The following is a 25,855-nucleotide window of genomic DNA, read 5'->3' on the forward strand; positions in this document are numbered from 1 at the left end:
AAAATGTAAACGCATATTGACTATACTTACGCCATTGAGGTAAAAAACAGCGTTTCATTCGGTGAATGGATAAGGCACAATGCCGGCCACCGTCGTGTTTCTCTGGTTTCAGATGAAACACGACGGGCGAATCTGGTTAACAAAAGCGGTGCAATATGCAAGTTTTTATCATGCGTCACGGCGACGCAGCCCTCGATGCCGCCAGTGATTCGGTTCGTCCTCTGACCACTAATGGTTGTGACGAATCTCGCCTGATGGCGAACTGGCTGAAAGGTCAAAAAGTGGAAATCGAACGTGTTCTGGTGAGCCCGTTCCTGCGAGCCGAGCAAACACTGGAAGAAGTGGCGGATTGTATGGACCTGCCCTCCAGCGTAGAAGTTCTGCCTGAGCTAACGCCCTGTGGCGATGTTGGTCTGGTCAGTGCGTATCTCCAGGCACTGACCAACGAAGGTGTCGAGTCGGTACTGGTTATCTCCCACTTACCATTAGTCGGGTATCTGGTTGCCGAGTTATGTCCGGGCGAAACGCCGCCTATGTTTACCACTTCAGCGATTGCCAGCGTTACACTTGATGAAAGTGGAAACGGTCAATTCAACTGGCAGATGAGCCCGTGTAATCTGAAGATGGCAAAAGCAATTTAAAAGCTCATATGCCCGGTTGCGTACGCGTATACCGGGCAAATTTTTTCTGTCCTAATTGTGATCATATTTTACATATCACGAATTTTATTATCTTTCTTGTTATTGAAACTGGTAATAACACAGTGGAATAATGGTTTTGTATCTTGAATATATATTAATTAATTTAATTGAGATTTAATCTTATCAATAAATAATTGCAAAATCATTATAAATTATCTCAGTGGTTTTTATATTCAATGCATTCACATTGATTATGATGTCTTTTCTTTTTTTTGATAATGCGCATGTTTTTTTTATTGAAAAGCGAGTGAGATATTCTGGTTGTGTATTGATTAATTAAATCTACATAAAGTCTTTAAGTATTGCTACATTGATTATTTTTAAGGATAAGACCAACATAACGACACACCAGAGAATATCTGTTTACATTCTATGATTATTTGGGACATATGATGTTCAATGGTTAACTAAAAGCGTCAGACATAATATATACAATAATATTATGTCAGTTGCTTGTATTATACATTTTAATGATTTAAGGACAAATAATGAGTAAGTTTGCCAAAACAGCCATTGCTGCCGCAATGGTGATGGGCGCAGTTGTCTCCACGTCAGCATTTGCTGCAGGCAACAACGGTACTGCACGTTTCTATGGCACCATTGAAGACTCCCCGTGCTCTATCGTTCCAGACGATCACAAACTGGAAGTGGATTTGGGTAACATCGGTGCAGAAGCACTCAAAAACAACGGGACTACCACGCCGAAAGATTTTCAGATTCGTTTACAGGACTGCGTATTTGATACCCAAACGAACATGGAAACGACGTTCACCGGTACCGTTTCTACAGGAAACGATAATTACTACACCATTTTTAATACCGATACAGGTGCTGCGTTTAACAATGTAAGCCTGGCGATTGGTGATAAGCAAGGTACTTCCTATAAAAGCGGTGCTGGCATTAAACAGGCGATCGTAAATGACTCAGCAACCAATAAAGGCAAACCTAAACAGACTCTGAACTTCAAAGCCTGGTTAGTCGGTGCGGCTGGTACGCCTGACCTGGGTGGTTTTGAAGCGAATACCACCTTCCAGATTACCTATCTCTAAGGTAATTCACCCCCATAGCATCGCGCTATGGGGGATTTTAGCGAGTTTTTGAACTTATTATAATAATCACGGATGAATACGTGTATGCCTGACCATTCCCTTTTCCGCTTACGGGCGCTTCCCTGGTGCGTTGCCGTGGCCATCTCTGGATGCCATATCAATGCCTGGGCTGATGAAGATATTCAGTTTGATTCCCGTTTTCTGGAATTAAAAGGCGACACGAAAATCGATTTAAAACGCTTTTCAAGCCAGGGTTATGTTGAGCCAGGTAAATACAGTTTACAGGTTGAGGTTAATAAACAGCCGTTAACCGGTGAATATGATATTTACTGGTATGCAACAGAAAATGACGCCAATAAGACTTACGCCTGTCTGTCGCCAGAACTGGTGGCACAGCTTGGTTTTAAAGAAGACATTGCGAACAATTTGCAATGGGTTCACGACGGTAAATGCCTCAAGCCAGGCCAACTTGACGGTCTGGAAATGCGCGCTGATTTAAGCCAGTCCGCACTTCTTATCACCTTACCGCAGGCTTATCTTGAATACAGCGATGTCGACTGGGACCCTCCCTCGCGCTGGGATGATGGCATCTCAGGTTTAATTGCCGATTACAGCATCAACGCCCAAACCCGACACGAAGAAAATGGCGGTGATGACAGCAACGATATCAGCGGCAACGGTACGGTTGGCGTTAACCTCGGGCCGTGGCGCCTGCGAGCCGACTGGCAGAGCGATTATCAGCATACTCGCAGTAACGATGAAGAGTCGCAAGACAGCACCGAAAGAAACTGGGACTGGAGCCGTTACTACGCCTGGCGCGCGTTACCGAGCCTGAAAGCCAAATTGGCACTCGGTGAAGATTACCTCGATTCCGATATTTTCGATGGCTTTAACTACATTGGCGGTAGCATCAGTACTGACGATCAAATGCTGCCGCCGAATCTGCGCGGCTATGCCCCGGATATTTCTGGCGTGGCCCATACGGCGGCGAAAGTCACCATCAGCCAGGCCGGGCGCGTAATCTATGAAACCCAGGTGCCAGCCGGACCATTCCGTATCCAGGATCTCGCCGATTTTAGCTCTGGTACGCTGCATGTGCGCATTGAAGAGGCGAACGGTCAGGTGCAGGAGTATGACATCAGCACTGCCTCCATGCCGTTCCTCACTCGCCCGGGCCAGGTGCGCTACAAGGTTATGATGGGGCGACCACAGGAGTGGGGGCACCATGTACAGGGCGGGTTCTTTTCCGCTGGCGAAGCGTCCTGGGGGATAGCAAACGGCTGGTCGCTGTATGGCGGGGCGCTTGGCGATGAAAATTACCAGTCAGCCGCACTTGGGATTGGTCGCGATCTCTCCATTTTCGGTGCGATGGCCTTCGATATCACCCACTCGCATACCCGACTTGACGATTCGACCGCTTACGGAAAAAGCACGCTCAACGGTAACTCATTCAGGGTCAGTTATTCCAAAGACTTTGATGAACTCAACAGCCGCGTCACCTTCGCCGGATACCGCTTCTCGGAAGAGAACTATATGACCATGAGCGAGTACCTGGACGCGAATGACAGCGCAATGGTCCGCTCAGGCAATGATAAAGAGATGTACACCGCCACCTATAACCAGAACTTCAGGGATGCCGGTGTTTCTGTTTACCTGAACTATACGCGTCACACCTACTGGGATCGTGATGAACAGACCAACTACAACGTAATGCTCTCCCACTATTTCAATATGGGCGGCATTCGCAACATGAGTATCTCTCTGACCGGTTATCGCTACGAGTATGACAACAGCGCAGACAAAGGCGTCTATATCTCCTTAAGTATGCCGTGGAGTGATAGCAGCGTTGTGAGTTACAACGGTAACTATGGCAGCGGTTCAGACAGCAGCCAGGTGGGGTATTTCAGCCGTATCGATGATGCCAGTCATTATCAGATAAACGTTGGCAACAGTGAAAATCACTCCAGCGTGGATGGTTATTACAGCCGTGACGGTTCAATGGCCCATGTGGATCTCAATGCTAACTACCATCAAGGACAGTACACCTCTGCCGGGTTGTCGCTACAGGGCGGCGCTACGCTCACGGCTCACGGTGGTGCGTTGCACCGTACTCAAAATATGGGCGGTACGCGATTACTGATTGATGCTGACGGTGTTGCTGACGTACCGGTCGAAGGAAATAGTGCAGCGATATATACCAATATGTTTGGCAAAGCCGTCGTTGCCGACGTCAATAACTACTACCGTAACCAGGCCACGATTGACCTGACCAAACTGCCAGAAAACGCCGAAGCCACGCAGTCTGTCGTGCAGGCGACGCTTACCGAAGGTGCCATTGGCTACCGTCAATTTGCGGTCATCAGTGGGCAAAAGGCGATGGCTGTCCTGCGTATGAGTGATGGCAGTTATCCGCCATTCGGTGCGGAAGTGAGTAACGAACATGACCAGCAGGTCGGCCTGGTTGATGATGACGGCAACGTCTATCTGGCCGGGGTAAAAGCGGGCGAACACATGCGTGTCTCATGGAATGGCGAACCTCACTGTGAGATTTCACTGCCAGACCCGCTGCCCGCCGACCTGTTCAACGGCCTGTTACTGCCGTGCAAGCAACAAGGCACTGTGATGCCTGCGGCTCCGGCAGAGGTTAAACCGATAATTCAGGAACAGACGCAGCAGGTCACACCTGGTGCGGAACCTATGGCTATTTCAGCAAACCAATAACGTGATTAAGGATTGATCCATGTATACATTGACTCGCTCTGCAAAAAGAGTTATCCCGGCGCTGGCGCTGCTGGTGGCGGCCGCCAGTTTTACAACCCACGCATCGGTGACGCCCGACCGCACACGCCTGATCTTCAATGAAGGTGACAAATCTATCAGCGTCACGTTGCGCAATAACGACCTGAAGCAGCCCTACCTGGCGCAAAGCTGGATGGAGGACGAAAAGGGCAACAAAATCAGTTCGCCACTCACGGTACTGCCGCCGGTACAGCGTATTGATGCGATGATGAATGGTCAGGTAAAAGTCCAGGGAATGCCGGATATCAACAAGTTACCGGCCGATCGTGAGAGCATGTTCTACTTTAACGTGCGTGAAATCCCGCCAAAATCGAACAAACCTAATACGCTGCAAATTGCCCTGCAAACGCGTATCAAATTGTTCTGGCGACCCAAGGCACTGGCAAAAATTGACATGAGGGAGCCGTGGCAGCACAAGGTGACGTTAACCCGCAATGGCCAGGCGTTCACCGTCAATAACCCCACGCCGTATTACGTGATTATCAGCAATGCCAGCACACAGAAAAATGGTAATCCGGCAGCCGGGTTTACGCCGCTGGTCATGCCGCCGAAATCGTCCGCACCGTTGAATGTGAAGATAGACACTGTGCCGGTGCTGACTTACGTCAACGACTACGGCGCGCGAATGTCGCTGAACTTTAAATGCACTGGCAATAATTGCCAGGTGGATGCAGAGCAAAGCCGCAAAGGCTGATGCCGGGAGAGTCTTATGAAATACACGTTTCTGGTGGGAACGGGCATTTTTCTCCTGAGCGGCTGGCTGATGGGGAATATTGCTGTCGCAGGACAAAGTAAACAGGTGATATTGACGTTGCGCGTTTTGGTGGATGCGCCACCGCCCTGTTCCGTAAAGGGGAGCAATGTGCAATTTGGCGAAGTCTACATTAGCAAAATCAATGGCACGAATTACCGCACCACGGAGCCGCTTTATACCCTGAACTGTGATAACAGGGCGGTGGGCCTTGATGATCTGCGGATGCAGTTTAAAGGCCCTACCACCGTGATTAACGGGGAAACTGTCATTGCGACGGAAATACCCGGCCTGGGTATTCGCATTGAAAATGGTGACGATAACTCCCTGTTCAGAGTGGGTGAAGGTAACTGGTCTGATTTTAATGCTAACCAGTTGCCCAACCTCACAGCGGTGCCGGTAAAACAGAGCGGAGTGCAGCTTACGCCAGCGGAATTTAACGCCAGTATGACGATGGTGGTGGATTACCAATGAAAAAACGCTTGTTACTTTTACTCTGCACCTGCGGTGGCGTTGCGCTGGCGGCTGGGGATGACATCACCTTCCAAGGTACGCTGGTGGCACCGCCTGCCTGTGCTATCAGCGATGGAAAGACCCTCGAAGTGGAATTTCGTGATCTCATCATCGACAGTATCAACGGAGACTATGGTCGCAAGGAAGTGGTATATGGCCTGAGCTGTGACTCTGACACGCGCGATCCCGAGTGGAATATGACACTCACCTGGACGGGTACGCAGACCGCCTACAATGACTCGGCTATCGAAACAGACGTTCCCGGCTTTGGTATTGAACTTCAGCACGATGGTCAGCCTTTTAAGCCGAATACTCCGCTTACTATTAACGCCATCGATTTTACCCAAAAGCCGAAGCTGGAAGCCGTGCCAGTGAAGTCAGCCGATGCGGTGCTGAGTGATACCACGTTTTCAGCCTATGCAACATTGCGGGTGGATTATCAATGAAGACAGAACGCATTTATTCGCTCGGCTATGGGCTGTTAGCGGGCCTGTTGTTGATCGGCTGCACGCGTGCCCTGGCCGTGGACAACAACCTGCATTTTTTCGGCAACTTACTCAGCCGCTCTTGTACGCTGGTGGTAGAGAGCGGAAATCTGGCCGAAGTCCATTTTCCGACTATCAGTCGTCGGGATCTTATGGTCGCGGGGGAGTCTGCGCACGTGCCGGTGGTGTTTAAGCTGAAAGATTGTAAGGGGCCTGCCAGTTATCAGGTCCAGGTGACTCTTACCGGTACGGAAGACAGTGAGCAGCCCGGTTTCCTGGCGCTGGATACCACATCAACCGCGCAGGGCGTCGGGATTGGGATGGAAACGACGGACGGGGTACGGGTGGCGATTAACGACCCAACCGGGGCGAAATTTACGCTTAGCGATGGCAGTAATGACATTAATTTCAGGGCCTGGTTACAGGCGAAAAGCGGTCGGGAAGTGACGATGGGCGATTTTACCGCCTCCTTAACCGCAACCTTTGAGTATATTTAAGATGAGAAAATGGACGTTGTTTTTTTTAAGCCTGGTCTTTATAGCATCAAGCTTCATAACCCCCGCCAGTTATGCCAAAGATAAGCTAATGAGCGCAAGTTTTAATAGTGTCAAAGTTTATTATGGTCAGGCTACACAGTATCTTGCCGGAATGACTTTCTACGTGTCAGTGTTAACACCGAATGAGGTCGCTTATGGTTCGTATAACTCCGCAACCTACAAGGGCAGTGAAGCCAGGCTGCTTTCGTGGACAGGAAGTGGTCCTGCCCCTGTTCTGATTCTGGATGATTTTGGGCCCGTGAGTAACGCATTTTGTCCTGGTATTGATACGGCTTGGTATCGGTGTGCTTTTATGACGTTTAAAGTCACGGTCCAGTCTGATGACTATGGGTGTCCGTGGATCTCCTCGTATTATGCAATCACAACAGAGCGGTGGACTACGGCATACACTGGCCCAACAGCTCATGCCACAGTATGCCCAACGATCCCGGTTGCTTCATATGATATTTCCTGGAATGAGAGCTCTGTGAGCAAGAGTAAACTGTTACAACTAAAATCCACAGGGACGATAATCACCACTACACTTTCGACCTACCTGATGGAGGATGGAAAGCTATGTGATGGAAGTGTTTTTGATCCGCGTGGCGCGTACTGCCGCGTGGTTTCTGAGTTGTTAACCTTCACTTCTTACGGTTGTGACGAATCAACGGTGACTGTCACACCGACACGCCATCCAGTTACCGATAAACAGTTACACGACATTGTGGTGAAGGTAAATACCAGCAGTCGGCAACCGATTGATTCTACGTGCCGTTTCCAGTATGTGCTGAACGAATTGTAGTGTTAATCTTTCACCGACCAGATAACTGGTCGGTGAAAGTGCATGTTGATAATGATGTCAGGGCAACTCAGGCGGCAACCACTCTTCCACTTCAATCAACACTAATAAAGCTGCATCACCGCCGTACTCTTTCGGTGCCTGGTGAAACGCCATCACATGGGGATGTTGTGCCAGCCACAGCGGCGTTTGCTGCTTCAAAATATGCTTACCATGACCATGCATCACGCAGGCGCAAAACACATGTTCACGACGGCAGGCAGCAATCAAAGCCCCAAGTTCCTGCTTAGCTTGCAATTGCGTCAAACCGTGTAAATCCAAAAACAACTCCGGCGAATAATCGCCGCGGCGCAGTTTCTTCGCTTCAAAGTGGCTGACATCCGGACGGACATATTTCACCGGACCTTCGGTATTCAATAACGGTTGAAACTCATCGGAGAAATAATGGCTGGCATCGGCCTGTTCCTGAATTAACCGCTTGACCGGTACTTCGCTAATTTTTTTACGCAGCGGCCGATGGACAATGGTGTCCTGCTTTATCTGGCGGGTTCCCGCCATCAACTGGCGAAAAAGCGCCTGGTCCTCCTCGCTAAGTGATGATTTCTTTTTCATTTACATCTCTCATTTCTAATTTTCCTACAGTTTACCCGACTCGTCGTCTAATCGATCGTTTTAAACGTATTTTTCCTCACTCACCGCGCGTGAATGCTGATTTATCGTCATCTTCATGGCAAACTAGCCGCCGAAATTAATGCGACCATGCCCTGGAGGAATACGTGGATAAAATTTTCGTTGACGAAGCAGTAAATGAGCTGCAAACCATTCAGGACATGTTGCGCTGGTCGGTGAGCCGCTTCAGCGCGGCAAATATCTGGTACGGCCACGGCACCGATAACCCGTGGGATGAAGCCGTACAACTGGTGCTGCCATCGCTCTACCTGCCGCTGGATATTCCGGAAGATATGCGCACCGCGCGTCTGACTTCCAGCGAAAAACACCGTATTGTTGAGCGCGTGATCCGCCGCGTCAACGAACGCATTCCGGTGGCCTACCTGACCAACAAAGCCTGGTTCTGCGGCCATGAATTTTACGTCGATGAACGTGTGCTGGTGCCGCGCTCGCCGATTGGTGAACTTATCAACAATAAATTTGCCGGACTCATCAGCAAGCAACCGCAGCACATTTTAGATATGTGCACCGGAAGCGGCTGTATTGCGATTGCCTGCGCCTATGCCTTTCCGGAAGCAGAAGTCGACGCGGTAGACATCTCTCCTGACGCGCTGGCGGTTGCTGAACAGAACATCGAAGAACATGGTCTGATCCACAACGTCATCCCGATTCGTTCCGATCTGTTCCGGGACTTGCCGAAAGTGCAGTACGACCTGATCGTCACTAACCCGCCGTACGTCGATGCGGAAGATATGTCCGACCTGCCAAATGAATACCGTCACGAGCCGGAACTGGGTCTGGCATCTGGTACTGACGGCCTGAAACTGACGCGTCGTATTCTCGGTAATGCGGCAGATTACCTTGCTGATGATGGCGTGCTGATTTGTGAAGTCGGCAACAGCATGGTACATCTTATGGAACAATATCCGGATGTTCCGTTCACCTGGCTGGAGTTTGATAACGGCGGTGATGGTGTGTTTATGCTCACCAAAGAGCAGCTTATTGCTGCACGAGAACATTTCGCGATTTATAAAGATTAAGTAAACACGCAAACACAACAATAACGGAGCCGTGATGGCTGGAAACACAATTGGACAACTCTTTCGCGTAACCACCTTCGGCGAATCGCACGGGCTGGCGCTCGGCTGCATCGTCGATGGTGTTCCGCCAGGTATTCCGCTGACGGAAGCAGACCTGCAACACGATCTCGACCGTCGTCGCCCTGGGACATCGCGCTATACCACTCAGCGTCGTGAGCCGGATCAGGTCAAAATTCTCTCCGGTGTTTTTGAAGGCGTTACTACCGGCACCAGCATTGGTTTGTTGATTGAAAACACTGACCAGCGTTCTCAGGATTACAGCGCAATTAAAGACGTTTTCCGTCCAGGCCATGCCGATTACACCTACGAACAAAAATATGGCCTGCGCGATTATCGCGGCGGCGGTCGTTCTTCCGCTCGCGAAACCGCCATGCGCGTTGCAGCAGGGGCGATTGCCAAAAAATATCTCGCTGAGAAATTTGGTATAGAAATTCGCGGCTGCCTGACCCAAATGGGCGACATTCCGCTGGAAATCAAAGACTGGTCTCAGGTCGAGCAAAATCCATTCTTCTGCCCGGATCCGGACAAAATCGAAGCCTTAGATGAACTGATGCGCGCGCTGAAAAAAGAGGGCGACTCTATTGGCGCGAAAGTCACCGTGGTGGCCAGTGGCGTCCCTGCCGGACTTGGCGAGCCGGTCTTTGATCGCCTTGATGCTGATATCGCCCATGCGCTAATGAGCATTAACGCGGTGAAAGGTGTGGAAATTGGTGATGGTTTTGACGTGGTAGCGCTGCGTGGCAGCCAGAACCGTGACGAAATCACCAAAGACGGTTTCCAGAGCAACCATGCGGGCGGCATTCTCGGCGGCATCAGTAGCGGGCAGCAAATCATTGCCCATATGGCGCTGAAACCGACCTCCAGCATTACTGTGCCTGGACGCACCATTAACCGCTTTGGCGAAGAAGTTGAGATGATCACCAAAGGCCGTCACGATCCTTGTGTTGGGATCCGCGCGGTGCCGATCGCGGAAGCGATGCTGGCGATCGTTTTAATGGATCACCTGTTACGGCAACGGGCGCAAAATGCTGATGTGAAGACTGATATTCCACGCTGGTAAAAATGAACAAAACTGCGATTGCGCTGCTGGCCCTGCTTGCCAGTAGCGCCAGCCTGGCAGCGACGCCGTGGCAAAAAATAACCCAACCTGTGCCGGGTAGTGCACAATCGATAGGCAGTTTTTCAAATGGCTGTATCGTTGGTGCTGATACGCTGCCGATACAGTCCGAACATTATCAGGTCATGCGTACCGATCAGCGTCGCTATTTCGGGCACCCGGACCTGGTGATGTTTATCCAGCGTCTGAGTAGCCAGGTGAGCAATCTGGGTATGGGCACGGTGCTGATTGGCGATATGGGAATGCCTGCTGGTGGGCGTTTCAATGGCGGTCACGCCAGTCATCAGACCGGACTGGATGTGGACATCTTCCTGCAACTGCCGAAAAAACGCTGGACCTCCGCGCAACTCTTGCGCCCGCAAGCATTAGATTTGGTTTCCCGCGACGGTAAACACGTTGTCCCCACGCTGTGGAAGCCCGAAATTTTCAGCTTGATTAAACTCGCCGCGCAGGATAAAGACGTCACGCGCATTTTTGTTAATCCGGCGATTAAACAACAACTTTGCCTTGATGCGGGCACCGATCGCGACTGGTTACGTAAAGTGCGGCCCTGGTTCCAGCATCGCGCCCATATGCATGTACGATTACGTTGTCCTGCCGATAGCCTGGAGTGTGAAGATCAACCTTTACCGCCACCGGGCGATGGTTGCGGGGCAGAATTGCAAAGCTGGTTTGAACCACCAAAACCGGGAACAACAAAGCCTGAGAAGAAGACACCGCCTCCGTTGCCGCCTTCCTGCCAGGCGCTACTGGATGAGCACGTGATCTAATGGAAACGTTTAATAGCCTGTTTATGGTTTCCCCGCTATTACTGGGACTCCTCTTTTTTGTCGCCATACTGGCGGGATTTATCGACTCTATTGCCGGGGGCGGTGGGCTACTCACCATTCCGGCATTAATGGCGGCGGGGATGTCTCCGGCTAACGCGCTGGCAACCAATAAACTGCAAGCCTGCGGTGGTTCTATTTCTGCCACTATCTATTTTATTCGCCGCAAAGTGGTTAGCTTAAGCGATCAGAAACTTAATATCGCCATGACCTTTATCGGCTCAATGAGCGGCGCTTTACTGGTGCAGTACGTTCAGGCTGATGTCTTGCGGCAGATTTTGCCCATTCTGGTGATTTGTATTGGGCTTTATTTCTTACTGATGCCCAAACTGGGAGAAGAAGATCGCCAGCGTCGGATGTATGGACTGCCATTTGCGCTGGTGGCGGGGGGCTGCGTAGGTTTTTACGATGGATTCTTTGGCCCGGCTGCCGGATCGTTTTACGCGTTAGCCTTCGTTACGCTGTGCGGCTTTAACCTCGCCAAAGCCACGGCCCACGCCAAATTACTCAACGCAACGTCAAACATCGGCGGTTTGCTGCTGTTTATTCTCGGCGGCAAAGTGATTTGGGCGACAGGATTTGTGATGCTGGTGGGGCAGTTCCTCGGCGCGCGCATGGGGTCAAGACTGGTGTTGAGCAAAGGACAAAAGCTGATTCGCCCGATGATTGTTATCGTCTCGGCGGTAATGAGTGCCAAATTACTTTATGATAGCCACGGACAGGAGATCCTCCACTGGTTGGGGATGAACTAATGAATAGTACACACCACTATGAGCAGTTGATTGAAATTTTTAATAGCTGCTTTGCCGATGAATTTAATACCCGTCTGATTAAAGGCGACGACGAACCGATCTATCTTCCTGCTGATGCGGAAGTACCGTATAACCGAATCGTCTTTGCTCACGGCTTTTATGCCAGCGCAATTCATGAGATTTCGCACTGGTGTATTGCCGGGAAAGCGCGCCGTGAGCTGGTTGATTTCGGCTACTGGTATTGTCCGGACGGACGCGATGCCCAAACGCAAGGCCAGTTTGAAGATGTTGAAGTGAAGCCGCAGGCGCTGGACTGGTTGTTCTGTGTGGCGGCGGGATATCCGTTTAATGTCAGTTGCGACAATCTGGAAGGGGATTTCGAACCGGACCGCGTGGTATTTCAACGGCGGGTACATGCACAGGTGATGGATTATCTGGCAAACGGTATTCCCGAGCGTCCGGCACGCTTCATTAAAGCACTACAAAATTATTATCACACGCCGGAACTTACGGCGGAACAGTTCCCGTGGCCGGAAGCGCTCAACTGAAGCCTGCGCCACGTTTTACAATGAGGAAAGAAGATGATCGCGGAGTTTGAATCACGCATTCTGGCATTAATCGACGGTATGGTTGACCATGCCAGTGATGATGAGTTGTTTGCCAGTGGGTATTTGCGTGGCCACCTGACATTAGCCATCGCAGAACTGGAAAGTGGTGATGACCACTCCGCCCAGGCGGTACATACGACCGTTAGCCAGAGTCTGGAAAAAGCCATTGGTGCCGGTGAATTGTCGCCGCGAGACCAGGCGCTGGTGACCGATATGTGGGAAAACCTGTTTCAACAGGCTTCACAGCAGTAAGTTGTTGGCGTCTGGAGCGTCATGCCTGATGCGACGCTTACCGCGTCTTATCAGGCCTACAGATTTCACGTAGGTCGGATAAGGCGTTCACGCCGCATCCGACAAACGCTGCCAAAGCAGATTACCCTGCCTTAACCGCTTTCCCTTTCAACAACTTCCGCACCCATAACCGATTTGGATTTAACGCCGCCAGCGTATTGCTATCCATCGGAATCGGTTCGTCGCTCATCTGCGCTGCCAGAATCTCGGCACACAGCGGGGCAGAGCACAAACCACGCGAACCTAAAGCCGCAAGCATAAAGAGATCGTCATAAACCGGTGCGCTTACCGCGTTGTCTTTCTGTTCCGCCAGAGAGGCATATTCCGCGAGCGTTGCATCATAATCGGGGACATTGCCTACCATTGGCAGATGATCGCGAGTGGCACAACGCACACCGCAGCGTGCCTCTTTATCACTGACATCAACCTCTTTTGCCCACTGCGCCTGTGGGAAACAATCAATCAACCGCTGGCGATTCTGCAGCTGGTCTTCATCACTGTACGCCGTATCTTTGCTGCCGCGATGATAACTGGCGCCAATACAATGATGTTGATTCGTCGGATTTTGTGGCGTGAGATAACCGTCATAGCACAGCACCTGCTTCAGCTTCGCCAGTTCCGGCGTTGTTGGAATATGGCTGACCTGACCGGCAACGGAATACACCGGCAGAGACAACGTTTGGCTGAAACCGCTGATTTGATGCCCGTTCGCCAGTACCACCACACTATGTGTTGCTTGCTGATCTCCTGCAAAATTCAACAACCAACAGTCATCCTGACGGGATAAATCCTTTAACTGATGTTGATAACAAATCTGCAAACCCTGCTGTTGTGCCAGCTCCAGCACATTACGGGTCAGCTCTGCCGGACACAGCCAACCACCTTGCGGATAAGTAATACCGCTGCAATTTGTCGCAACGCCCGTAATTTGTTCAACCGCCTTAGCATCAACGGCCACAGCCAGTTCTGCGGGTAAATCCATCGACAGCATTTGTGCGATTTTGTGCTGACTTTTCTCATCCCAGCCTAACTGCGTGACGCCGCACCAGTCATGATCAAATTTAACAGGCAATAAATCGTAAAGCCGACGAGCAAATGTAAACGCATTGGAGAAAAACCGGTTCAACGCCTCATCGTGTTTACTTAAGAGCGGATACAGCGCCCCCTGGCGATTGCCGGAAGCACCGAGCGCGGGGGCCTCATCCGCACAATAAAGCGTTACCTGCCATCCACGACGTAATAGCGCCAGCGACAACAATGCGCTGGCGATACCACCGCCAATAATCGCCGCTTCCCGTTTGCGACTACCCGTACGGTTAAACCACGGCGTGGAGCAGGGGAGGGGTAATGTCTGTTCCATCACCCCACAAAGCATTTCCCGTTTACGCCCAAACCCTTTGCGCTTTTGCATGGTGAATCCGGCTTCCTGCAAACCCCGGCGGACAAAACCGGCAGACGTAAATGTCGCTAGCGTACCGCCCGGACGCGCCAGCCGGGCCATGGCGTTAAACAGATTTTGCGTCCACATATCCGGGTTCTTCGCTGGCGCAAAGCCGTCCAGAAACCAGGCATCTACTTTTTGATTTAGCGAATCGTCCAGTTGGCTGGTCAGTTCGTTAATATCGCCAAACCATAAATCCAGCGTCACGCGGCCTTCATCGAGCAATAAACGATGGCAACCGGGCAAGGGCAAAGGCCACTGCGCCTGAAGTTTTTCTGCCCACGGTGCCAGTTCTGGCCAGTGTTGATGCGCTAATCCTAAATCCGCACGAGTGAGGGGAAATTTCTCAAAACTAATGAAATGTAAGCGTTGTAATTGCGCTTGCGGATGAGCTTCGCGAAACTGATCAAATGCCTGCCATAGCGTCAGGAAGTTTAATCCGGTGCCGAAGCCGCTCTCTGATACCACAAACAGAGGATGCGGATGTTCAGGAAAGCGTGCCTCTAATTGGTTACCCCCAAGAAAAACATAGCGTGTCTCTTCCAGTCCGTTATCGTTGGAAAAATAGACATCGTCAAAATCTCGGGAAACAGGTGTACCCTCAGCATTAAATTCGAGGTTGGCAGGTTGTATGGCGTAGTGTTTCACGTAAGTTACTCGTCTTACAGGCGGTGGCTCGATCTTAGCGATGTGTGTCAGGCTGCGCAAATTTCTCTATTAATTGGCTGATCGGACTTGTTCGGCGTACAAGTGTACGCTATTGTGCATTCGAAACTTACTCTATGTGCGACTTACAGAGGTATTGAATGAAACGTGCAGTGATTACTGGCCTGGGCATTGTTTCCAGCATCGGTAATAACCAGCAGGAAGTCCTGGCATCTCTGCGTGAAGGACGTTCAGGGATCACTTTCTCTCAGGAGCTGAAGGATTCCGGCATGCGTAGCCACGTCTGGGGCAACGTAAAACTGGATACCACTGGCCTCATTGACCGCAAAGTTGTGCGCTTTATGAGCGACGCATCCATTTATGCATTCCTTTCTATGGAGCAGGCAATTGCAGATGCTGGCCTCTCCCCGGAAGCTTATCAGAATAACCCGCGCGTTGGCCTGATTGCAGGTTCTGGCGGCGGTTCCCCGCGTTTCCAGGTGTTCGGCGCTGACGCTATGCGTAGCCCGCGTGGCCTGAAAGCGGTTGGCCCGTATGTGGTCACCAAAGCGATGGCATCTGGCGTTTCTGCCTGCCTCGCCACGCCGTTTAAAATTCACGGCGTTAACTACTCCATCAGCTCCGCGTGTGCGACTTCCGCACACTGTATCGGTAACGCAGTAGAGCAGATCCAACTGGGCAAACAGGACATCGTGTTTGCTGGCGGCGGCGAAGAGCTGTGCTGGGAAATGGCTTGCGAATTCGACGCGATGGGCGCGCTGTCTACTAAATACAACGACACCCCGGAAAAAGCCTCCCGTACTTACGACGCTCACCGCGACGGTTTCGTTATCGCTGGCGGCGGCGGTATGGTGGTGGTTGAAGAGCTGGAACACGCGCTGGCGCGTGGGGCTCACATCTATGCTGAAATCGTTGGTTACGGCGCAACGTCTGATGGTGCAGACATGGTTGCTCCGTCTGGCGAAGGCGCAGTTCGCTGCATGCAGATGGCGATGCACGGTGTTGATACGCCAATCGACTACCTGAACTCTCACGGTACTTCAACTCCGGTTGGCGACGTGAAAGAGCTGGCGGCTATCCGTGAAGTATTCGGTGATAAGAGCCCGGCGATTTCTGCAACCAAAGCAATGACCGGTCACTCTCTGGGCGCTGCGGGTGTGCAGGAAGCTATCTACTCTCTGCTGATGCTGGAACACGGCTTTATCGCACCGAGCATCAACATTGAAGAGCTGGACGAGCAGGCTGCGGGTCTGAACATTGTGACCGAAACGACCGATCGCGAACTGACTACCGTTATGTCTAACAGCTTCGGCTTCGGTGGCACCAACGCCACGCTGGTAATGCGTAAGCTGAAAGATTAATTCGGAGTAGGTCGGATAAGACGCGTCAGCGTCGCATCCGACGATACGCGCCAATGCCGCCTCCGGCACTAAAGAAAAAGGGAACCCGATGGTTCCCTTTTTCACATCATTGACAATCGCCGCCTGTTCCAGGCAAACTTCCCGCTTTGTCGATTTCCTTCTGAAAAGACGTACGCGTTAAATCCTGCCAACGCGTACCGTAACCCTGAAACCAGAGAGATGAGACGGGGAAATTCCTCGCCTTGCGCTGCATTCTGGAGTAATGCATGACTGCTGTAAGCCAAACCGAAACACGATCTTCTGCCAATTTTTCGCTTTTCCGCATCGCTTTTGCGGTTTTTCTCACCTACATGACCGTAGGGTTACCATTGCCGGTTATCCCGCTGTTTGTTCATCATGAGCTGGGCTATGGCAACACCATGGTCGGGATTGCCGTCGGCATTCAGTTTTTGGCTACGGTGCTGACGCGTGGCTATGCCGGGCGACTGGCCGATCAATATGGTGCAAAACGTTCGGCGCTTCAGGGGATGTTAGCTTGTGGTCTGGCGGGGGGCGCACTGCTGTTGGCGGCGATTTTGCCCGTCTCCGCACCGTTCAAATTTGCTCTGTTGGTCGTCGGACGTTTGATTCTTGGCTTTGGTGAAAGCCAGTTACTGACGGGCGCTCTGACCTGGGGATTGGGCATCGTTGGACCAAAACATTCCGGCAAAGTGATGTCATGGAACGGAATGGCGATTTACGGTGCCCTCGCTGTTGGTGCACCGCTTGGCCTGTTGATTCATAGCCATTACGGTTTTGCTGCCCTGGCGCTCACCACAATGGCATTACCCATACTGGCGTGGGCCTGTAACGGCACAGTGCGCAAAGTACCGGCCCTGGCGGGAGAACGTCCATCGCTGTGGAGCGTTGTCGGGCTTATCTGGAAACCAGGGTTAGGTCTGGCGCTACAAGGTGTTGGTTTTGCGGTTATCGGAACTTTCGTTTCGCTCTACTTTGCCAGCAAAGGATGGGCGATGGCGGGCTTTACTCTTACCGCGTTTGGCGGGGCATTTGTCGTGATGCGCGTAATGTTTGGCTGGATGCCGGACCGTTTTGGCGGCGTGAAAGTGGCGATTGTTTCTCTGCTTGTAGAAACAGTGGGCTTGTTGCTGCTCTGGCAGGCGCCAGGTGCGTGGGTCGCATTAGCGGGCGCGGCCTTAACCGGAGCTGGATGTTCGCTTATCTTTCCAGCGCTAGGCGTGGAGGTGGTTAAACGTGTACCGTCACAAGTTCGTGGCACCGCACTGGGCGGATACGCCGCGTTTCAGGATATCGCCCTCGGCGTCTCCGGGCCGCTGGCGGGAATGCTGGCGACCACGTTTGGTTACTCTTCGGTATTTCTTGCCGGGGCGATCTCTGCGGTGCTGGGAATTATTGTCACGATACTGTCGTTTCGTCGGGGTTAACGAACCAGCCAGACCAGCATCAGGATTATCGCGACTAATAGTATCCACAGCGCGGGACGCGTTGCCATGTTTTGCAACGTGTCCATCATCGGTGGAAAAGGATTAAGCAGCGGTTGCATATCACGCGGATCAATCCCTTTAACCCGCCGTTGATAAAGCTGATTAAGGATATCCTCAGCCTGGGCTGAAGAAAGCGATGATTGCGCAGAAAGGCCATATTTTTGCTGGATATATGCCGATAACGCCGCCAGTTCACTGGCGTCTAAAGGTTGTTTCAGCGCCATCTGTAGTGATTCCAGCGTCGGCGTATTTTGCTGGCTTAGCGTCTGACGCGCCTGCAACCAGGTCACCAGATGGTTAAACAGTTTCGCTGGAATTAACTCACCATCTTTCACCCCGGAAAGTTCCAGCATCGATTGCCAGATCTGCTTGCTGGGTTCTCCCGTTGCCGCCGCAAGTTTGGTAACCAGCTGTTTGAGCGTATTGTGCTCCGCCGGTAATAACGGACGGTCGGTCGCCTCGCGCTGCTGCGGTTGCGGGATAACCATCTTCCCTTCCTGCAACAGGGTGAGAATGGTTTTTAATTGCTCCGGTGAGAGCTGATTCAGTGGCGTCTGACCAAAGTTATGACGAATATAATCCGTGACCGCCTGACGATTATTCCCCAGACGTAAATACTCACCCAATTGGGCTAAAAGCTGGCGGGCAGAATGGCTTTTTTGCGCGGTCAGCAAACGTTGCGCCAGATTATGCTCTGCGGCGGGAAAGTGACGCGAAAGCAGCGGCGAATCTCCCGACAGGCCAATATCATGCCTGATACCCGCCCACAGTTCTGCTCTTTGCTGTTGCGTCAGCGAAGTCACTTTCGTCATTAAGCTTTCCAGCGAAGTACGTTGCTGACTGGATAAAGGCTGATTGCCCGCGCCAGACGGCAGGTTATCTCCCTGACCTGGTGGTTGCCCAGGAGGAGGGCCGGAAATAGGTTGTATCATTACGTATCCTTATACCTGAAATCATCGCAAGTATGCCTGGCCGCGAGATTATGGCACACTTGTCCGGTTAACTCTCGTCTCATACAGGTAACACAAACGTGAAAATCCTTGTTGATGAAAATATGCCTTATGCCCGCGACTTATTTAGCCGTTTGGGTGAGGTGACTGCGGTTCCGGGGCGTCCAATCCCAGTAGCTCAACTGGCAGACGCGGATGCGCTGATGGTGCGTTCGGTCACCAAAGTGAATGAATCTTTGCTGGCAGGAAAACCCATTAAATTTGTTGGCACTGCCACAGCGGGGACCGACCATGTCGATGAAGCATGGTTAAAGCAGGCGGGAATTGGTTTTTCCGCAGCACCTGGCTGTAATGCGATTGCGGTGGTGGAATATGTTTTCTCCTCACTGCTGATGCTTGCTGAACGCGATGGATTTTCACTGCATGAGCGTACCGTGGGGATTGTGGGCGTTGGTAACGTTGGTCGGCGTTTACAGGCGCGACTGGAAGCGCTGGGGATTACAACCTTGCTTTGCGATCCGCCGCGTGCCGATCGTGGGGATGAGGGCGATTTCCGTTCGTTGGATGAATTAGTCCAGCATGCGGATATCCTGACATTCCATACGCCACTCTTTAAAGACGGACCGTACAAAACGCTGCATCTGGCGGACGAAAAACTGATTCGTAACCTGAAGCCGGGAGCGATCTTGATTAACGCCTGCCGTGGCGCAGTCGTCGATAATACTGCCCTGTTGACCTGTCTGAATGAAGGTCAGAAGTTAAGCGTAGTGCTGGATGTCTGGGAAGGCGAACCGGAACTCAACGTAGAATTGCTGAAAAAAGTGGATATCGGCACGCCGCATATTGCGGGCTACACCCTCGAAGGTAAAGCCCGTGGCACTACGCAAGTATTTGAAGCGTATAGCAAGTTTATTGGGCATGAGCAACACGTTGCGCTTGATACGTTGCTACCCGCGCCAGAGTTTGGCCGTATTACACTGCATGGTCCGCTCGATCAACCGACGCTGAAAAGGCTGGTGCATTTGGTGTATGATGTGCGCCGCGATGACGCACCGCTGCGTAAAGTCGCCGGGATACCGGGTGAGTTCGATAAACTGCGCAAAAACTATCTTGAGCGCCGTGAATGGTCATCTCTGTATGTGATTTGTGATGACGCCAGTGCGGCATCATTGCTGTGTAAACTGGGTTTTAACGCCGTTCATCATCCGGCACGTTAATCTCTTCTTCATGCTCTCTGCTGTAATATTGGCAGGGAGCTTTGCTATTTCTGGAGTAAACCACCATGTCTGAAGGCTGGAACATTGCCGTCCTGGGCGCAACTGGCGCTGTGGGCGAAGCCCTGCTTGAAACGCTGGCTGAACGTCAGTTCCCGGTTGGGGAAATTTATGCACTGGCACGTAACGAAAGTGCAGGCGAACAACTGCGCTTTGGTGGTAAGACAATCACCGTGCAGGATGCCGCTGAATTCGACTGGACGCAGGCGCAACTGGCGTTTTTTGTCGCAGGCAAAGAAGCTACCGCTGCCTGGGTTGAAGAAGCGACCAACTCAGGTTGCCTGGTTATCGACAGCAGCGGATTGTTTGCTCTCGAACCTGACGTACCGCTGGTGGTGCCGGAAGTTAACCCGTTTGTACTGACCGATTACCGCAACCGAAATGTCATCGCCGTACCGGACAGCCTGACCAGCCAGCTGTTGGCAGCACTGAAACCGTTAATCGATCAGGGCGGTTTGTCACGTATCAGCGTCACCAGCCTGATTTCTGCCTCCGCCCAGGGTAAAAAAGCGGTCGATGCGTTAGCAGGGCAGAGCGCGAAACTGTTGAACGGTATTCCGATTGATGAAGAGGATTTCTTCGGTCGTCAGCTGGCGTTCAACATGCTGCCGTTACTGCCGGATAGCGAAGGTAGCGTGCGTGAAGAACGTCGTATCGTTGACGAAGTACGCAAAATCCTGCAAGACGAAGGGCTGATGATTTCGGCAAGCGTCGTCCAGGCACCGGTTTTCTACGGTCATGCCCAGATGGTCAACTTTGAAGCACTGCGTCCGCTGGCGGCAGAAGAAGCGCGTGATGCGTTTGCCCAGGGCGAAGATATTGTGCTCTCTGAAGAGAACGAATTCCCGACGCAGGTGGGGGATGCTTCTGGTACGCCGCATCTTTCCGTTGGCTGCGTACGCAATGACTACGGTATGCCGGAGCAAGTCCAGTTCTGGTCAGTGGCCGATAATGTTCGCTTTGGCGGCGCGCTGATGGCAGTAAAAATCGCCGAGAAACTGGTGCAGGAGTATCTGTACTAATGTCCGACCAGCAACAACCGCCAGTTTACAAAATTGCGCTGGGCATTGAGTACGACGGCAGTAAGTATTACGGCTGGCAACGGCAGAACGAAGTACGCAGTGTGCAGGAGAAACTGGAAAAGGCACTCTCTCAGGTGGCGAACGAACCGATCACCGTCTTCTGCGCCGGGCGTACCGACGCAGGCGTACACGGTACAGGGCAGGTTGTGCATTTCGAAACTACCGCGCAGCGTAAAGACGCTGCGTGGACGTTGGGCGTAAATGCGAATTTACCTGGTGACATCGCCGTGCGTTGGGTTAAAGCTGTACCTGATGATTTTCATGCCCGATTTAGCGCCACGGCTCGCCGTTATCGCTACATCATCTACAATCATCGGCTGCGTCCGGCAGTGCTGAGTAAAGGGGTAACCCATTTTTACGAACCGCTGGACGCTGAACGGATGCATCGGGCCGCGCAATGCCTGCTGGGCGAGAATGATTTCACCTCGTTCCGTGCGGTGCAGTGCCAGTCCCGAACCCCGTGGCGCAATGTTATGCATATTAACGTCACGCGTCACGGTCCTTATGTGGTGGTAGATATCAAAGCAAATGCCTTTGTACATCATATGGTGAGGAATATTGTCGGCAGCCTGATGGAAGTCGGTGCCAACAACCAGCCGGAGAGCTGGATAGCAGAACTGCTGGCCGCAAAGGACAGAACGCTGGCGGCAGCAACGGCAAAAGCGGAAGGGCTGTATCTGGTCGCGGTGGATTACCCTGACCGGTTTGATCTTCCAAAACCGCCAATGGGCCCGCTATTTCTGGCGGACTAACGAGAATAAAGCTCGGAAAATTTCAGGCTGTAGCCAACGTAGTTACGGCCTGAGAGATAACGAGTACAAGGCATAGGCAAATATGGACCTGATTTATTTCCTCATCGATTTTATCCTGCACATTGACGTGCATCTGGCAGAACTGGTCGCAGAGTACGGCGTCTGGGTTTATGCCATCCTGTTTTTGATTTTGTTCTGTGAAACCGGTCTGGTGGTAACGCCGTTCTTACCGGGAGATTCGCTGCTGTTTGTTGCAGGGGCACTGGCCTCGCTTGAAACCAACGATCTCAATGTTCATATGATGGTGGTACTGATGTTAATTGCCGCGATTGTTGGTGATGCGGTCAACTACACCATAGGACGGTTGTTCGGTGAGAAATTATTCAGTAATCCAAACTCGAAAATTTTTCGTCGTAGCTATCTCGACAAAACTCATCAGTTTTATGAAAAACACGGCGGCAAAACCATTATTCTCGCCCGTTTTGTGCCAATCGTCAGAACGTTTGCCCCCTTTGTCGCAGGGATGGGCCACATGTCGTACCGTCATTTCGCTGCCTATAACGTGATCGGCGCACTGTTGTGGGTACTGCTTTTTACCTACGCAGGCTATTTCTTCGGTACAATTCCGATGGTTCAGGATAACCTTAAGCTGCTGATCGTCGGGATTATTGTGGTTTCCATTTTGCCGGGCGTCATCGAAATTATCCGTCACAAACGCGCTGCGGCACGCGCCGCAAAATAAAAAGTAACTCCGCGGTTCGACCACTTTTTTATCCAAAGTTTCGGGCTGTTATGTTTTAATGTGCAACATTCATGGTCTGTTGGGGGCAAAAATGGCATTATGCGTCCCCAAAGATAAAACTGGCATCGAACCAGGTTCAGACAGAAAGGTCCCTAATGAGCTGGATTGAACGAATTAAAAGCAACATTACTCCCACCCGCAAGGCGAGCATTCCTGAAGGGGTGTGGACTAAGTGTGATAGCTGCGGTCAGGTTTTATACCGCGCTGAGCTGGAACGTAATCTTGAGGTCTGTCCGAAGTGTGACCATCACATGCGTATGACAGCGCGTAATCGCCTGCATAGCCTGTTAGATGAAGGAAGCCTTGTGGAGTTGGGTAGCGAGCTTGAGCCGAAAGATGTGCTGAAGTTTCGTGACTCCAAGAAATATAAAGACCGTCTGGCATCTGCGCAGAAAGAAACCGGCGAAAAAGATGCGCTGGTGGTGATGAAAGGCACCCTGTATGGAATGCCGGTTGTCGCTGCGGCATTCGAGTTCGCCTTTATGGGCGGTTCCATGGGGTCTGTGGTAGGTGCACGTTTCGTACGTGCCGTTGAGCAGGCGCTGGAAGATAACTGCCCGCTGATCTGCTTCTCCGCCTCTGGTGGCGCACGTATGCAGGAAGCACTGATGTCGCTGATGCAGATGGCGAAAACCTCTGCGGCACTGGCAAAAATGCAGGAGCGCGGCTTGCCGTACATCTCCGTGCTGACCGACCCGACCATGGGCGGTGTTTCTGCAAGTTTCGCCATGCTGGGCGATCTCAATATTGCTGAACCGAAAGCGTTAATCGGCTTTGCCGGTCCGCGTGTTATCGAACAGACCGTTCGCGAAAAACTGCCGCCAGGATTCCAGCGCAGTGAATTCCTGATCGAGAAAGGCGCCATCGACATGATCGTCCGTCGTCCGGAAATGCGCCTGAAACTGGCGAGCATTCTGGCGAAGTTGATGAATCTGCCAGCGCCGAATCCTGAAGCGCCGCGTGAAGGCGTAGTGGTGCCACCGGTACCGGATCAGGAACCTGAGGCCTGATAACTGATAAGGGCAGGGCCACTGGCTCTGCCCTTTTGCTATTCTCACCGTAACGAATCAGCGGATACCATGATTATCAAACGCACTCCTCAAGCCGCGTCGCCTCTGGCTTCGTGGCTTTCTTATCTGGAAAACCTGCACAGTAAAACTATCGATCTTGGCCTTGAGCGCGTAAGCCAGGTCGCGGCACGTCTTGGCGTTCTGAAACCAGCGCCATTTGTATTTACCGTTGCGGGTACGAATGGCAAAGGCACCACCTGCCGTACGCTGGAGTCGATTCTGATGGCGGCAGGGTACAAAGTGGGCGTCTACAGTTCGCCGCATCTGGTGCGTTATACCGAGCGCGTTCGTGTGCAGGGCCAGGAATTGCCGGAATCGGCCCACACAGCCTCTTTTGCGGAGATTGAATCGGCACGCGGTGATATTTCCCTGACCTATTTCGAGTACGGTACGCTGTCGGCGTTGTGGCTGTTCAAACAGGCACAACTTGACGTGGTGATTCTGGAAGTAGGGCTGGGCGGACGTCTGGATGCAACCAATATTGTCGATGCCGATGTCGCGGTAGTAACCAGCATTGCGCTGGATCATACCGACTGGTTGGGGCCAGATCGCGAAAGCATTGGTCGTGAGAAAGCAGGGATTTTCCGCAATGAAAAACCGGCAATTGTCGGAGAGCCTGAAATGCCTTCTACCATTGCTGATGTGGCGCAGGAAAAAGGCGCACTGCTACAACGTCGGGGCGTTGAGTGGAACTATTCCGTCACCGATCATGACTGGACGTTTAGCGATGCTCACGGCACGCTGGAAAATCTGCCGTTGCCGCTTGTCCCGCAACCGAATGCCGCAACGGCGCTGGCGGCACTGCGTGCCAGCGGGCTGGAGGTCAGTGAAAATGCCATTCGCGACGGGATTGCCAGCGCAATTTTGCCGGGACGTTTCCAGATTGTGAGCGAGTCGCCACGCGTTATTTTTGATGTCGCGCATAATCCACATGCGGCGGAATATCTCACCGGGCGTATGAAAGCGCTACCGAAAAACGGGCGCGTGCTGGCGGTTATCGGTATGCTACATGATAAAGATATTGCCGGAACTCTGGCCTGGTTGAAAAGCGTGGTTGATGACTGGTATTGTGCGCCACTGGAAGGGCCGCGCGGTGCCACGGCAGAACAACTGCTTGAGCATTTGGGTAACGGCAAATCATTTGATAGCGTGGCGCAGGCATGGGATGCCGCAATGGCGGACGCTAAAGCGGAAGATACCGTGCTGGTGTGTGGTTCGTTCCACACGGTCGCACATGTCATGGAAGTGATTGACGCGAGGAGAAGCGGTGGCAAGTAAGTTTCAGAATCGGTTAGTGGGTACGATCGTGCTGGTGGCGCTGGGGGTGATTGTACTTCCAGGGTTGCTGGACGGGCAGAAAAAACATTATCAGGATGAGTTCGCGGCTATCCCGCTGGTGCCAAAAGCGGGCGATCGCGATGAGCCTGATATGATGCCAGCCGCCACCCAGGCGCTGCCGACGCAGCCGCCGGAAGGCGCAGCGGAAGAGGTACGGGCAGGTGATGCCGTAGCACCGTCGCTCGATCCGGCCATTATTGCAGCCAATAACACCGAGTTTGAACCGGAACCTGCACCGGTCGCCCCACCGAAGCCGAAACCGGTGGAGCCGCTTAAGCCAAAGGTTGAAGCACCACCTGCGCCGAAGCCAGAACCGAAGCCGGTCGTGGAAGAAAAAGCAGCGCCAACGGGTAAAGCTTATGTTGTGCAACTGGGCGCGCTGAAAAATGCCGATAAAGTGAATGAGATTGTCGGTAAGCTGCGCGGTGCCGGTTATCGGGTTTATACGTCGCCATCCACGCCGGTGCAGGGTAAAATTACCCGTATTCTGGTTGGGCCAGATGCCTCGAAAGATAAGCTGAAAGGTTCGCTGGGTGAACTCAAGCAGCTTTCTGGCTTAAGTGGCGTGGTGATGGGCTATACACCGAATTAATACGGTTTTGCCTGATGCGACGAGG

At 52.1% G+C, this 25,855-nt stretch carries 26 protein-coding genes; 23 read left to right on the forward strand and 3 right to left on the reverse strand.

Features of this window, described 5'->3' with window-relative positions:
* Window positions 1-155 precede the first annotated feature (155 nt).
* From sixA to AABJ99_RS07565, 8 genes are all read left to right on the forward strand, one after another.
* A complete protein-coding gene (sixA, locus tag AABJ99_RS07530; RefSeq protein WP_001195813.1) occupies window positions 156-641 on the forward strand; it encodes a phosphohistidine phosphatase SixA in 486 nt (161 codons plus the stop codon).
* A gap of 548 nt (window positions 642-1,189) precedes the next feature.
* The gene (locus AABJ99_RS07535) at window positions 1,190-1,750 is read left to right on the forward strand and encodes a fimbrial protein (RefSeq protein ID WP_039020346.1); all 561 of its coding nucleotides are present in this window, start codon (window positions 1,190-1,192) and stop codon (window positions 1,748-1,750) included.
* Between the two features lie 84 nt (window positions 1,751-1,834).
* On the forward strand, window positions 1,835-4,471 hold the full coding sequence (locus AABJ99_RS07540; protein WP_039020347.1) for a fimbrial biogenesis outer membrane usher protein: 2,637 nt from the start codon (window positions 1,835-1,837) through the stop codon (window positions 4,469-4,471).
* Between the two features lie 19 nt (window positions 4,472-4,490).
* Window positions 4,491-5,243 (forward strand): fimbria/pilus periplasmic chaperone, encoded by a 753-nt coding sequence (locus AABJ99_RS07545; RefSeq protein ID WP_039020348.1) that lies wholly within the window; start codon window positions 4,491-4,493, stop codon window positions 5,241-5,243.
* A gap of 15 nt (window positions 5,244-5,258) precedes the next feature.
* Entirely contained in the window at window positions 5,259-5,774 is a 516-nt protein-coding gene (locus tag AABJ99_RS07550; RefSeq protein ID WP_039020349.1) for a fimbrial protein, read from the forward strand.
* A complete protein-coding gene (locus tag AABJ99_RS07555; RefSeq protein ID WP_039020350.1) occupies window positions 5,771-6,259 on the forward strand; it encodes a fimbrial protein in 489 nt (162 codons plus the stop codon). The genes AABJ99_RS07550 and AABJ99_RS07555 overlap by 4 nt, the downstream gene beginning before the upstream one ends.
* Window positions 6,256-6,795: a fimbrial protein gene (locus AABJ99_RS07560; RefSeq protein ID WP_039020351.1), complete on the forward strand. Its 540-nt coding sequence runs from the start codon at window positions 6,256-6,258 to the stop codon at window positions 6,793-6,795. Before AABJ99_RS07555 ends, AABJ99_RS07560 begins: the two co-directional genes overlap by 4 nt.
* Window position 6,796: 1 nt before the next feature.
* Complete coding sequence (locus tag AABJ99_RS07565; protein WP_039020352.1) at window positions 6,797-7,636, forward strand: StfH/YfcO family fimbrial adhesin; 840 nt, start codon at window positions 6,797-6,799, stop codon at window positions 7,634-7,636.
* Between the two features lie 57 nt (window positions 7,637-7,693).
* On the opposite strand, the gene smrB is transcribed toward AABJ99_RS07565, so the two are convergent.
* Window positions 7,694-8,245 (reverse strand): endonuclease SmrB, encoded by a 552-nt coding sequence (gene smrB / locus AABJ99_RS07570; protein ID WP_000730533.1) that lies wholly within the window; start codon window positions 8,243-8,245, stop codon window positions 7,694-7,696.
* Between the two features lie 164 nt (window positions 8,246-8,409).
* Here smrB and prmB point away from each other — a divergent pair, with 164 nt between their 5' ends.
* From prmB to yfcL, 6 genes are read left to right on the forward strand one after another with little or no spacing between them, the layout of a single operon-like run.
* Window positions 8,410-9,342: a 50S ribosomal protein L3 N(5)-glutamine methyltransferase gene (prmB, locus tag AABJ99_RS07575; protein WP_001298774.1), complete on the forward strand. Its 933-nt coding sequence runs from the start codon at window positions 8,410-8,412 to the stop codon at window positions 9,340-9,342.
* 34 nt (window positions 9,343-9,376) lie between these two features.
* Window positions 9,377-10,462, forward strand: coding sequence for a chorismate synthase (gene aroC, locus AABJ99_RS07580; RefSeq protein ID WP_001353064.1), 1,086 nt, complete (start codon window positions 9,377-9,379; stop codon window positions 10,460-10,462).
* 2 nt (window positions 10,463-10,464) lie between these two features.
* Window positions 10,465-11,289 carry a penicillin-insensitive murein endopeptidase gene (gene mepA, locus AABJ99_RS07585; RefSeq protein WP_001043810.1) on the forward strand — a complete coding sequence of 275 codons (825 nt, stop codon included), beginning with the start codon at window positions 10,465-10,467 and terminating at the stop codon, window positions 11,287-11,289.
* Entirely contained in the window at window positions 11,289-12,098 is an 810-nt protein-coding gene (gene yfcA / locus AABJ99_RS07590; RefSeq protein ID WP_000447348.1) for a sulfite exporter TauE/SafE family protein, read from the forward strand. Before mepA ends, yfcA begins: the two co-directional genes overlap by 1 nt.
* A complete protein-coding gene (gene epmC / locus AABJ99_RS07595) occupies window positions 12,098-12,646 on the forward strand; it encodes an elongation factor P hydroxylase (RefSeq protein WP_039020353.1) in 549 nt (182 codons plus the stop codon). Before yfcA ends, epmC begins: the two co-directional genes overlap by 1 nt.
* A gap of 33 nt (window positions 12,647-12,679) precedes the next feature.
* Entirely contained in the window at window positions 12,680-12,958 is a 279-nt protein-coding gene (gene yfcL / locus AABJ99_RS07600) for a YfcL family protein (protein ID WP_000559764.1), read from the forward strand.
* Between the two features lie 121 nt (window positions 12,959-13,079).
* Here yfcL and mnmC read toward each other — a convergent pair whose 3' ends face one another.
* Window positions 13,080-15,086, reverse strand: coding sequence for a bifunctional tRNA (5-methylaminomethyl-2-thiouridine)(34)-methyltransferase MnmD/FAD-dependent 5-carboxymethylaminomethyl-2-thiouridine(34) oxidoreductase MnmC (gene mnmC / locus AABJ99_RS07605; RefSeq protein WP_039020354.1), 2,007 nt, complete (start codon window positions 15,084-15,086; stop codon window positions 13,080-13,082).
* A 158-nt stretch (window positions 15,087-15,244) separates the two neighbouring features.
* Here mnmC and fabB point away from each other — a divergent pair, with 158 nt between their 5' ends.
* Together fabB and yfcJ are read left to right on the forward strand one after the other, a co-directional pair.
* Window positions 15,245-16,465, forward strand: a complete 1,221-nt coding sequence (gene fabB, locus AABJ99_RS07610) for a beta-ketoacyl-ACP synthase I (RefSeq protein WP_000817187.1) — start codon at window positions 15,245-15,247, stop codon at window positions 16,463-16,465.
* Window positions 16,466-16,731: 266 nt separating this feature from the next.
* On the forward strand, window positions 16,732-17,910 hold the full coding sequence (yfcJ, locus tag AABJ99_RS07615) for an arabinose transporter (protein WP_032184713.1): 1,179 nt from the start codon (window positions 16,732-16,734) through the stop codon (window positions 17,908-17,910).
* On the opposite strand, the gene flk is transcribed toward yfcJ, so the two are convergent.
* Window positions 17,907-18,902, reverse strand: coding sequence for a flagella biosynthesis regulator Flk (gene flk / locus AABJ99_RS07620; protein WP_000615830.1), 996 nt, complete (start codon window positions 18,900-18,902; stop codon window positions 17,907-17,909). The two genes, yfcJ and flk, sit on opposite strands and share 4 nt — an antisense overlap.
* 98 nt (window positions 18,903-19,000) lie before the next feature.
* Here flk and pdxB point away from each other — a divergent pair, with 98 nt between their 5' ends.
* The 7 genes from pdxB to dedD all read left to right on the forward strand — a co-directional run bounded on the left by pdxB (window position 19,001) and on the right by dedD (window position 25,830).
* Window positions 19,001-20,137, forward strand: coding sequence for a 4-phosphoerythronate dehydrogenase PdxB (gene pdxB / locus AABJ99_RS07625; protein ID WP_039020355.1), 1,137 nt, complete (start codon window positions 19,001-19,003; stop codon window positions 20,135-20,137).
* A gap of 65 nt (window positions 20,138-20,202) precedes the next feature.
* Window positions 20,203-21,216, forward strand: a complete 1,014-nt coding sequence (gene usg, locus AABJ99_RS07630; protein WP_001289165.1) for an aspartate-semialdehyde dehydrogenase — start codon at window positions 20,203-20,205, stop codon at window positions 21,214-21,216.
* Entirely contained in the window at window positions 21,216-22,028 is an 813-nt protein-coding gene (truA, locus tag AABJ99_RS07635) for a tRNA pseudouridine(38-40) synthase TruA (protein ID WP_001283592.1), read from the forward strand. Before usg ends, truA begins: the two co-directional genes overlap by 1 nt.
* A gap of 82 nt (window positions 22,029-22,110) precedes the next feature.
* Complete coding sequence (gene dedA, locus AABJ99_RS07640; RefSeq protein ID WP_000364335.1) at window positions 22,111-22,770, forward strand: DedA family protein; 660 nt, start codon at window positions 22,111-22,113, stop codon at window positions 22,768-22,770.
* 155 nt (window positions 22,771-22,925) lie between these two features.
* Window positions 22,926-23,840, forward strand: a complete 915-nt coding sequence (gene accD, locus AABJ99_RS07645; RefSeq protein ID WP_000118404.1) for an acetyl-CoA carboxylase, carboxyltransferase subunit beta — start codon at window positions 22,926-22,928, stop codon at window positions 23,838-23,840.
* A gap of 69 nt (window positions 23,841-23,909) precedes the next feature.
* Entirely contained in the window at window positions 23,910-25,178 is a 1,269-nt protein-coding gene (gene folC / locus AABJ99_RS07650; protein WP_032184709.1) for a bifunctional tetrahydrofolate synthase/dihydrofolate synthase, read from the forward strand.
* Entirely contained in the window at window positions 25,168-25,830 is a 663-nt protein-coding gene (dedD, locus tag AABJ99_RS07655; protein WP_039020356.1) for a cell division protein DedD, read from the forward strand. The genes folC and dedD overlap by 11 nt, the downstream gene beginning before the upstream one ends.
* The last annotated feature ends 25 nt before the right edge of the window (window positions 25,831-25,855 follow it).

The sequence above is a fragment of the Escherichia coli genome, assembly GCF_036503815.1.
GTDB classification, from domain to species: Bacteria; Pseudomonadota; Gammaproteobacteria; order Enterobacterales; family Enterobacteriaceae; genus Escherichia; species Escherichia coli_F.